Annotated in this window: 11 protein-coding genes; all 11 read left to right on the top strand. The window is 31.3% G+C overall.

Annotated elements, in window-relative coordinates; translation table 11 throughout:
• Positions 1 to 113 precede the first annotated feature (113 nt).
• Positions 114 to 569 carry a DUF3284 domain-containing protein gene (locus tag DWY01_RS08775; protein WP_158553692.1) on the top strand — a complete coding sequence of 152 codons (456 nt, stop codon included), beginning with the start codon at positions 114 to 116 and terminating at the stop codon, positions 567 to 569.
• A 2-nt stretch (positions 570 to 571) separates the two neighbouring features.
• Entirely contained in the window at positions 572 to 2,599 is a 2,028-nt protein-coding gene (locus tag DWY01_RS08770) for a transcription antiterminator (protein WP_243001996.1), read from the top strand.
• A gap of 248 nt (positions 2,600 to 2,847) precedes the next feature.
• Positions 2,848 to 3,279, top strand: a complete 432-nt coding sequence (locus DWY01_RS08765) for a PTS sugar transporter subunit IIA (RefSeq protein ID WP_117995764.1) — start codon at positions 2,848 to 2,850, stop codon at positions 3,277 to 3,279.
• A 23-nt stretch (positions 3,280 to 3,302) separates the two neighbouring features.
• Complete coding sequence (locus DWY01_RS08760; protein ID WP_117995763.1) at positions 3,303 to 3,776, top strand: PTS sugar transporter subunit IIA; 474 nt, start codon at positions 3,303 to 3,305, stop codon at positions 3,774 to 3,776.
• Between the two features lies 1 nt (position 3,777).
• Entirely contained in the window at positions 3,778 to 4,056 is a 279-nt protein-coding gene (locus tag DWY01_RS08755) for a PTS sugar transporter subunit IIB (protein WP_117995762.1), read from the top strand.
• A gap of 45 nt (positions 4,057 to 4,101) precedes the next feature.
• A complete protein-coding gene (locus DWY01_RS08750; RefSeq protein ID WP_117995761.1) occupies positions 4,102 to 5,505 on the top strand; it encodes a PTS transporter subunit IIC in 1,404 nt (467 codons plus the stop codon).
• Between the two features lie 19 nt (positions 5,506 to 5,524).
• A complete protein-coding gene (locus DWY01_RS08745) occupies positions 5,525 to 6,535 on the top strand; it encodes a Gfo/Idh/MocA family protein (RefSeq protein WP_117995760.1) in 1,011 nt (336 codons plus the stop codon).
• Positions 6,536 to 6,573: 38 nt separating this feature from the next.
• Entirely contained in the window at positions 6,574 to 7,455 is an 882-nt protein-coding gene (locus DWY01_RS08740) for an aldose 1-epimerase family protein (RefSeq protein WP_117995759.1), read from the top strand.
• 14 nt (positions 7,456 to 7,469) lie between these two features.
• Positions 7,470 to 8,630 carry an SIS domain-containing protein gene (locus DWY01_RS08735; RefSeq protein ID WP_117995758.1) on the top strand — a complete coding sequence of 387 codons (1,161 nt, stop codon included), beginning with the start codon at positions 7,470 to 7,472 and terminating at the stop codon, positions 8,628 to 8,630.
• Between the two features lie 63 nt (positions 8,631 to 8,693).
• Positions 8,694 to 9,437 (top strand): copper homeostasis protein CutC, encoded by a 744-nt coding sequence (locus DWY01_RS08730; protein WP_117995757.1) that lies wholly within the window; start codon positions 8,694 to 8,696, stop codon positions 9,435 to 9,437.
• A 259-nt stretch (positions 9,438 to 9,696) separates the two neighbouring features.
• Complete coding sequence (agaB, locus tag DWY01_RS08725; protein ID WP_003863846.1) at positions 9,697 to 10,173, top strand: PTS galactosamine transporter subunit IIB; 477 nt, start codon at positions 9,697 to 9,699, stop codon at positions 10,171 to 10,173.
• The last annotated feature ends 21 nt before the right edge of the window (positions 10,174 to 10,194 follow it).

Genomic DNA, 10,194 nt, shown 5'->3' with positions numbered 1-10,194 from the left:
GTCACTTATTATTTTTAATAAAATGTAAGCGTATTCTATTTACAATGTGTGCAATGTAATGTATTCTAAGAAATGTAGTATATTATTGTGCACTAAAAACAAGGAGACATGAAATGAAAGCAATCGAAAAATTAAATGTAACAGCAGATGAGTTTTTTAAAGAGATTACAGATTCTATAATAGGGGATATCAAAAAGACAACAAACAAGAGTATTCATGCGAGTCAAATTAAGCCTGGATTAAATTATAAAAAGGTATTGCCAAATCGTTTTAAGGGAAATTCAGAGGTGACAGTTAGGGTGTTATCTTGTATTCCTTTAAAGGAATACTCTTCTGTATTTGAGAGTGATGTGGATCGTACATATGTAACATATCGTATAGAAAATATATTAGAGGATGGTATTGAAGCATCTTATGAAGAAAGTTATGAAACAAAAAAAGGAAATGGTACGATTCGTTCGCAAAATGGATTGTTTGGACAGAAATATTTGGATAAACAAAGTTTTAAAAAGGGTAAAAAATTATTGAAGAAAATTGAAGATTATATCATTCAACATAGGGATAAATAATTATGGCTAAACTAGAAAAATCACAAAAAGAATTTTTAATGTTGCTTTTAGAGAATGAAAATCCTCAATCCATTCAATCGATTCAAGACCAGTTAGATATTAGTCGTCGTACTGTGTATTATATCGTTAATAAAATTAATGATGTTTTCTATGACTTACGGATGGAACCGATTAATAATAAGCGTGGACAGGGTTATTATTTAACATCGGATCAAAAAAAGGTTGTGGATTCAATACTACATTCCGATGGAACTTTACAAAATTTATCTCCAGATGAAAGAGTTCATTATTTGATTTGTTGGATGATGTATCCTAAGGCTAATATTCATATAGAGAATATTATGGAATTGTTTGATATTTCTCGGAATTCTGTTTTTAATGATTTAAAGGATTTGAAAAGTGAAATTGAGAAGTATGATGTGTCTTTATATTTTGATATAAAGAATGGTTATATGATAAATGGACAGGTTTTTAGTAAGAGAGCATTGTTGTTGTATTATTTAAAAATCTTGTTGAAAAAAATACATTATAAGAGTATTGAATTTTTGGATGTTTCAGAAGTAGAAACTTTTTATTCACGTTTACAGCAAATTTCATTAAAGATGCATAATGAATATGATGATTATAATCTTTTAGCAATTGCATGTTTGTTGAACATTGTACATTATGTGGATGAAAAATTTGATTTTTCAATATTAGAATTAAGAGATCTTGAGAAAACAGAAGAATTACATATGATTGATAAATATTTTCAAGATTTGAATGTACATGAACGATTATATTTAACGATTCATTTACTCGGTTCTAAGGCAGGTAGTGTTATTCGTTTAGATGATAGTCAAAGAGATATCCAATTGTTTGAATTAGCATTGCATTTAGTTGATTTATTTGAGCGACAGACTTCTTGTGATATTAGCGAGAAGAATGAGCTTGTTAATTCTTTATACATGCATTTTAAATTGTCGATGTATTATTATCAGCTATCCATACAAATTTCAAATACATTATTAGAGGATGTAAAGGAAAATTATGGCAATTTATATCAAATGATAAAAAATTTATGTGAAAGCATGGATGATGAATTTCCTTTTATTCTTACAGATAGTGAAATATCATATATAACAATGCATTTTGGCGGTCATTTAAAACAAGTACAGGGTAAATTTTATGCGCTAATTAGAGTGTTGATTGTTTGTCCGAGTGGTATATCAACTTCAACTTTGTTGAAACGAGAAGTAGAAGATCTTTATGCGAATGTAACTGTTATTGCTGCAACAGCTGCAGAGAATATAGCGCAATATAAAGAAAATATTGATTTCATAGTATCGACAATTGATTTGGATACAGATATTCCTTGGATCAAGGTTAATGCGATATTGACGAAGGATGATAAGTCAAAGATTGCATCAATGATGTCATTGAATATGCAAACGTATAAATTAAATAAAGACAATTTTTCTGGTTTGTTTTCAATTATACAAAAATATGTAGATCCAACTCAGATGAAAAATTTGAAAAAGGATGTGTATGATTATTTTAGAGAGGGAAATCTAATTGTAGATGTTGTAGAGGAAAAACAATTACGTTTGAAGGACATTATGTATAGGGATCATCTGATTCGTATTGATAAAGATATTATGTGGGATGAAGCAATTCGACTTGCGAGTGTTCCTTTATTAAAAACAAATATCATCACAGAAAATTATATTAATGAAATGATTGGGTTAGTTCGAGATTATGGTCCGTATATTGTCATAAAAAATCGTATTGCGATTGCCCATGCAAAAACAGAAGCTGGAGCGAATGCACTTGGAACAGCTTTGTTGATAAATAAGAAAAATATTCAGTTTGAAGATGATTTAAATATTCATTATTTATTTGTAATATCGAGTTCAAATCCAAAGGAGCATTTGCAAATACTAAAGGATATTTCGATGTTAGCATCAGATGATATAGATTTGAATGCACTACTTGATAAAAATGTAGATGAGATTATGGAATTTATAAAGAAGATGGTTAATCGTACTTAAAAACAAAGGTTTATATGCCAGAAATGGTGTGTAAGCCCTTTTTTATGTTTATAAACATTAATAAATGCAATTTATTTTGCATAAAACTATTGAGTACAACAAATTGCACAAACAAGTTCAAACTTCTTGGACTATTTTAAAAAATGGGTTCAACGTATAATACAGACATAAAGAAGTGCACATCTTTAGAAGAGCTTGATATTCAATATTTATATTTTGAACAAACTCGAAGTGAGTGAGGTAGAAAGATGGATGAATTTATTTTGATGAAGAATTTCCAAATTGATGCGAATGAAATTGACTGGCATAAAGCAACTAAAAAGGCAATTACTCCATTAATTGAAAATGGCTTTGTAAAAGTTGAATATGAAGAAGCAATCATGGAAAATCTAAAAAGAGCTGGAAGTAAATTCATTATTTCTCCTTACATAATTCTTCCACATGCTAGACCTGAGCAAGGCGTAAACAAAAATGCAATTTCTGTTCTGCTTTTAAAACATTCTGTCTATTATGAAAATTCGAGGGAGCCAATAAGACTGATTGTTGTGCTTGCTTCTACAGATTCCGTTTCACATCTTGTGATGTTGAAAAAGGTGGCAGAGATTTTAAATAAGGAAAACAACGTCAGTGATATTTTAGAGTCAGAAACGATTAGAGAGCTCTATGAGAAATTTGCTTAAAAAGATAGATTGGAGAAGAAAATATGGAATTTAAATTTGTACCAGATTTGGTAGCAACAAATTTAAGCGCAGATGATAGTTCGGATGCAATAAATAAATTGAGTAAGTTATTAACTGCAAAAGAATACGTATCTGAAGAATATGCTGGAAAAGTAATTGAGCGTGAACGAGAGTATCCTACAGGATTACAGACAAAAGGCCCTGCAATTGCGATTCCACATGCATTTGATGATGGCATTAAAGGAAATCATGTTGCAATTGGTGTTTTAAAGAATCCAGTCAAATTCCATAGTATGGAAGACATGGATGCTGAAGTAGATGTAAAAATTATGTTTATGTTGGCAATTGGTGGATCACATGAACAGTTGACAATGCTTCAATTCTTAATGAAGGTGTTCCAGCATGAAGAATTACTTAACACTATAGCTACTACAGATTCAGATGAAAAAATCTGCGATTGCTTAAATAAATATTTAGAAGAATTGGGGGAAAATTAATATGAAAAAAGTTGTAATTGCTTGTGGAGCTGGATTAGCTACATCAAGTATGGTTAAGTCTAAAGTTGAAGATATCTTAAAGAAAAATGGTATTCAATTTAAGACAATTCAATGTACTTTAACAGAAGTAGATAACTACGATGGAGATGTTGATTTAATTATTACTACAATGAGAGTTCGTAAAAAATATAAATCTCCAGTCATTTCTGGAAGTGCTTATTTATCAGGCGTTAATGAAGATGCTGTAACAGAACAAGTCTTAGAAGTTCTAAAAAAATAAAACATAAAAATCAAAATAGAAAATAAAAATTAGAGGAGAAAAATAATGCAAGTCGTAATGGATGTTATATCGTACATCGTTGGATTAGGAAGTTATATCTTTGTTCCTATGTTGATGTGCTTAATTGGTTTATTATTTGGTTTATCAATTCCTAAAGCTATTAAAGCTGGAGCTACTGTTGGTATCGGTTTAGTTGGTGTTAGTATTGTTTCAACATTGACAGCTAACTCATTGGGACCAGTTATTAATGAAGCTGTAAATGTTCTTCACTTAAATTTAACAGCAATTGATGTTGGTGGATCTCCTGCAGCTGCCGTTGGATTTGGTGGGTTAGTTAGTGCAACATTAATTGTATTTGTTATCGTAGTAAACGTAGTTATGGTTGCTTTAAAACTTACAAACACAATTAACGTTGATATTTATAACTTCTGGTATTTTGGAATCACTGCTGGTTTTGTTAATTTGATTACTGGAAACTTCTGGTTAGGTATCTTAGCTGGTGTAAGTCACGCTATTTTAGGCTTAAAGGTTGCAGATATCATGGCACACCGTACTCAACAAATTATTGGTATTGAAGCAATTGCTATTCCTCACGGATTTGCAGCAGCAAGTGCTCCATTCTTCATGGTATTAGATAAAATTTATGATCGTATTCCTCATTTCGCTCACAAACCAATCGAAGATGATTATGTAGAAGACGAAGGAAAAGGATTTACTCACATAATTGGAGCTATCTTCGGTGAAAGAATTTATTTAGGTTTGATCATGGGTATGTTCTTTGGTATCGTTGCTGGATATGATTTCAAAGGTATTGCTGATGTTACAATCAAAACTGCAGCATTGATGGAATTGTTCCCAATGGTTGTTAAGATGTTAGTAAATGGTTTAATTCCAATTTCTAACCAAGCTAAGTCATTCTTCGTTAAACACTTTCCAGATCGTTCATTAAATATCGGTCTAGATTCAGCTGTTACAATTGGTCACCCAGTAACAATTTCTGTTGGATTCTTAATGATTCCATTCTTCATGATTTTCGCAGCAATTTTACCAGGAAACATTACTCTTCCATTAGGTGAAGTTCCATTTGCAGCATTCTATGTATGTTTCGCAACAATCGTACACCGTGCTAACAAACGTCGTACTATCATGTCAAGTTTGATTTTCTTGCCAATCGTACTTTACATTTCAAGTTGGGCAGCTCCATTATTCACTCAACTTGCTAAAGGTGCTGGTATGGATTTAGTCGCAAAAGGACAATTCGCAACAACTACTGCTTTAGGTAACCTATTCATCTTGATTCCAACATTATTAGCTGAAGTACCAGGAGTGGGATTCGTATTGTTGATCGCATTAGATGTTGTAGTTATCTTTGGTGGTAAAGTATTAGAAAAATACTATGCAAAAGAAGATGCAAAATTTGAAGAAACAATTGGTATTGAATCAATGTAAATCGTAAGGAGTGAATATAATGAATAAAGTAAAAATTGGTGTTGTAGGTGCAGGTATTTATGGAAATTATCACATTCATACATATGCATGTGATCCAAATGTAGAAAAAGTTGTATTCTGTGACTTGAACGATGAACGTAAAAAAGCTGCAGAAGAAAAATATGGTGTAAAAGGATATTCAACTGTAAAAGAAATGGTTGAAGCTGAAGCATTAGATGCTGTAAGTGTTGCTACTTCAGACCCATATCACTTTGATCCATGTAAAGATGCAATTGAAGCAGGAGTTAAATACTTATTGATTGAAAAACCAATGGCTTTAACAGTGAAAGAATGTGAAGAGTTAATGGAATTAGCAGAAAAGAACAATGTTAAAATTTCAGTTGACTTCCACAAACGTTGGGATCCAGCATATAACTGCATTAAAGATGACATTAAATCAGAAGATAAGAAAATTATCAGAGGTTATATGTCATTGGATGATGTTATCGCTGTACCAGAACAATGGTTTACTTGGACTGACAAATCATCTCCAGCATGGTTCTTAGGTGTTCACTGCTATGACTTGATTCGTTACATTACTGAAAGCGAAGTTGAAAAAGTATATGCAGTTGGAAACAAAGAAGTGTTGAAGAAAAAAGGCTATAACACTTGGGATAACTTACAGGCTGTTCTTACTATGAAAGATGGAAGTAACTGGACAGTTGAAACAAGTTGGATTTTACCTAATACTTTCCCTAAATCAAACGATGGACAATTAGTAATTCTAACAGAAAACAAATATTTCAAGAATGAGTCATATCGTGGTGTTAAATCATATTCCGACAAGAAACAAGGCATTCCAAACTATATTTTCATGAATTTCGGCGAAAATAGCGCTAGTGGATTTGGATTAGAACCAATGCAAGAATTCGTATCTGATATTGTAAATGGTAGAGAATTTAGAACATCAGCATTCGATGGATTGCAGGCAACTAAAATTGCTGCAGCTGTTCATGAATCAGCTGAAACAGGAAAGGTAATTTATTTGTAGAAGAGTGTATCATACACTCTTCTTTAAGGATATAGAGTATGTTGAAAATTGAATCTAATAAATTAACAGTTTGTATTGATGAATTAGGTGCTCAAATGAGTTCTATATATTTAAAGGAAGATGGGACAGAATTTCTTTGGCAGAAAGATCCAGACTATTGGAAAAGTAGTGCTCCTGTACCATTTCCAATTATTGGTAAATTAAATAATATGGAAACTCTATTTGATGGAGAAAAATATTCTATGAAATCAAATGGGATTATCCGATATGAAATAATACCGGTAGTTGAAAAACAAGATTCATTTGTAGAATTCTTATTTACTAATACTGAAGATACTAAAAAGATGTATCCGTTTGATTGTAGAGTAAAAATTAGATATGAATTAATTGATAATAAATTAATTGTAACGACTCATATCATGAATGATGATAATAAAACGATGTATTTCAATTATGCAGGACATCCTGGCTTTAGAACTCCTTTATATGATAATGAAACTTGTAATGATTATTATATTGAGTTTGAAAAAAATGAACGCGTAGGTGTATTTGCATTATCTGATTCAGGTCAATTATTACCAGAAACAGTTCCTTTCTTTGAAAATGAAAATAAGTTCTTTATTCGAAAAGATTTATTTATGAAAGAAGCTTTAGGATTTAGACATCCTGTATCTAATTCAGTTAGTATTAAGAGTATTACAAATTCTCATGAAGTAAAATTAAACTTTGAAGGTTTTGACAATTTAGCCATATGGTCTCCATATGTTCAAGACAAAGACTTGAAATTTGTATGCCTTGAACCATGGGTAGGACATTCTGATTATATGGGAAATGTCGGAGAATTTAAAAATCGTGATGAAGTCGCTAGCTTAGAAGCAGGTCAATGTAAAGAATATACTTATACAATTGAAATTAAGTAATTGGAGGCACAAATATGTTTGGTAAAACAAAAGAAGAATGGGAAGGATTAACTGGTGTTTATACAGCAACAGAAATTACGCAACAACCTTCCACTTGGAAAAAGACAGTTAAACAAATTAAAGAGGACAAAGAAAATATCAAAGCATTTTTAGATAAAGTGTTAAGTTGTGATGATTATGACATTATTTTAACGGGTGCAGGAACAAGTGAATATGTTGGAAATAGTGTGTTCCCTTATTTAAATGATAAATATGATTTTAAAGTAAAATCTTATGCAACTACGGATTTGGTAAATTCTCCTACAAAATATTTATCTAAAACGAAACCAACATTATTAGTATCTTATGGTCGTAGTGGAGATTCTCCTGAATCGGTTGGAGCTCTTAAAGTAGCAAATGCAGTTTGTGAAAATATTTATCATTTAGCAATTACTTGCAATAAAGATGGAGCTCTTTCTAAATATGCAGAAAAAGAAGAAAATGCTTATGCAATTGATTTGACCCCTGAAACATTGGATAAGAGTTTTGCGATGACTTCATCATATACAAATATGATGTTGGCAACAGTTCTTTGTTTTCAGTTAGATAAGCTAGATGAAATCGAAAAATGTGTAAATGAAATCTGTGGTTCAACCAATTATACATTGGAAAACGATTGGAAAAAAATTTCTGATTTAGTTAATAGTTATGATTTTAATCGTATTGTTTATTTAGGGTCTAATAGTTTAAAAGGTGTTGCACAAGAAAGTCAATTGAAAATGCTTGAGTTGACACAAGGTGCTGTAACAACGATGTTTGATTCACCTATGGGATTTAGACATGGTCCAAAGTCAGTTGTGAATGATAATACTTTGACTGTGGTATATGTGAGTGATGATGAATATACAAGAAAATATGAGCTGGATTTGATTAAAGAAATGAGTAGTCAAAGAAAAGGAAATAAATTAGTAGTCGTAGGAAATCACATTGAAGAATTGCATGAATTAGCTGATTTTAGTTTCGATATTGATTTGCCTGAATCTTTAGATAATTTCTTCTTAGGATTAAACTATATCGTATATGCTCAAATTACAGCGTTATTCAAATCTATTCATGTTGGAATTACACCAGATGATCCATGTCCAAGTGGAGAAGTTAACCGTGTTGTTAAAGGTGTAACAATTTATAATTTATAAAATTACAAATCAAGCAGGATGATCTTGCTTGATTTTTTTCTAAATAACGAAAGGAAGAAATGTATGATATTAGAAGTTTGTGCCGGTAGTTATAGTGATTGTGTGAATGCCTATCGTGGTGGAGCAACCCGTGTTGAGTTAAATAGTGCGTTGAGCTTAGGTGGGTTAACACCGTCTGTTGCAACTTTACGTAATGTCAAAAGGGAAATGAGTTTAGAAGTGGCATGCATGGTTCGTAATCGAGCTGCTGGTTTTTGTTATTCAAATAGAGAAAAAATTGTAATGCTAGAAGATACAAAAATATTATTGGAAAATGGTGCGGATGCCATTGTGTTTGGGTGCTTGACTAAAAATAGAGAAATTGATGTCGAATTTGTACGCAAAATGGTGACTGTAATTCATAGTTTTAATAAAAAAGCAGTATTTCATAAAGCAATTGATGTTTGCGAGAATTATACGTTATCAATTGAAAAGTTAATTGAATGTCATGTAGATCGTGTATTGACGAGTGCACAAAAAAGAACAGTATTAGAAGCAAAAGAAGAAATAAAATATATAATCGATACGTATGGAGAAAAGATAGAAATCTTACCTGGTGGCAGCATCAATATTGATAATGTTTCAGAGATTGTTAATTATACGCATACAAATCAAATTCATTCATCTTGTAAAGATTTTCATCAAGATCATACGACATCATATGGAGATATTTCATACAGTTATTTAGATGATACGGATAATTATGAGTGTGTATCGTTGATCAAGGTAAAGGAATTAAAAAAACGGTTAGATAATTTAAAAAAATAGAAAAATGTGAAAGGGAATAGATTTGAATGTTCCTTTTTCTTTTGAAACGGTTTTCAATTTAGACTTTTAAGAAGATTTTGTGATAAAAATGTGTTTTTTTAGCCAATTTTTATAATTGTTAGTGATAAATAATAAAAAATTACTAAAAAGTGCAAATAATTTCTTAAAATGTGTAAAGAAATTATGAATAGAAAATGTATAATATAGGCAAGATAGTTATTCTTTAAAGAAGAAAGCGCTATCAGGAAGGAGAGAGAATATGCCAAATATCTTATTAACAAGAATCGACAATCGTTTGATTCACGGTCAAGTTGCAACTCAATGGAGTGGAGTTTTAGGAGCTAACTTATTATTGGTTGCAAATGACGCTGTCGCAAAAGATGAATTCCGTCAAGGTTTGATGAACATGGCTGCTCCAGCTTATGCTCAGACTCGTTACTTCTCAATTCAGAAGACAATCGACATTATTGGAAAAGCAAGTCCTGCTCAAAAAATCTTCATCATTTGTGAAACACCTCAAGATGTATTACGTCTAGTTGAGGGTGGTGTTCCAATTAAAAAATGTAATATTGGAAACATGCACATGTCTGAAGGTAAACGTCAAGTTGCTACTACAGTAGCTGTAAACGACGATGATGTTGCTGCATTCAAAAAATTGCAAGAATTAGGTGTTGAATTAGAAATTCAACGTGTACCTGACATCGCACCTGAAGATATTAATAAACTTTGGAGCTAATCCAAAAAAGGAGAAAATGAA

It is taken from the genome of Eubacterium sp. AF22-8LB, from assembly GCF_003458715.1.
In the GTDB taxonomy this organism is placed as follows: domain Bacteria; phylum Bacillota_I; class Bacilli_A; order Erysipelotrichales; family Erysipelotrichaceae; genus Holdemanella.
The sequence above is the reverse complement of the archived record's forward strand: the minus strand, read 5'-3'. Positions and strand labels throughout refer to the sequence as shown.

Coding starts and splice junctions, on each gene's coding strand:
- DWY01_RS08775 (WP_158553692.1), top strand. CDS start 114: ATGAAAGCAATCGAAAAATTAAATGTAACAGCAGATGAGTTTTTTAAA.
- DWY01_RS08770 (WP_243001996.1), top strand. CDS start 572: ATGGCTAAACTAGAAAAATCACAAAAAGAATTTTTAATGTTGCTTTTA.
- DWY01_RS08765 (WP_117995764.1), top strand. CDS start 2,848: ATGGATGAATTTATTTTGATGAAGAATTTCCAAATTGATGCGAATGAA.
- DWY01_RS08760 (WP_117995763.1), top strand. CDS start 3,303: ATGGAATTTAAATTTGTACCAGATTTGGTAGCAACAAATTTAAGCGCA.
- DWY01_RS08755 (WP_117995762.1), top strand. CDS start 3,778: ATGAAAAAAGTTGTAATTGCTTGTGGAGCTGGATTAGCTACATCAAGT.
- DWY01_RS08750 (WP_117995761.1), top strand. CDS start 4,102: ATGCAAGTCGTAATGGATGTTATATCGTACATCGTTGGATTAGGAAGT.
- DWY01_RS08745 (WP_117995760.1), top strand. CDS start 5,525: ATGAATAAAGTAAAAATTGGTGTTGTAGGTGCAGGTATTTATGGAAAT.
- DWY01_RS08740 (WP_117995759.1), top strand. CDS start 6,574: ATGTTGAAAATTGAATCTAATAAATTAACAGTTTGTATTGATGAATTA.
- DWY01_RS08735 (WP_117995758.1), top strand. CDS start 7,470: ATGTTTGGTAAAACAAAAGAAGAATGGGAAGGATTAACTGGTGTTTAT.
- DWY01_RS08730 (WP_117995757.1), top strand. CDS start 8,694: ATGATATTAGAAGTTTGTGCCGGTAGTTATAGTGATTGTGTGAATGCC.
- agaB (WP_003863846.1), top strand. CDS start 9,697: ATGCCAAATATCTTATTAACAAGAATCGACAATCGTTTGATTCACGGT.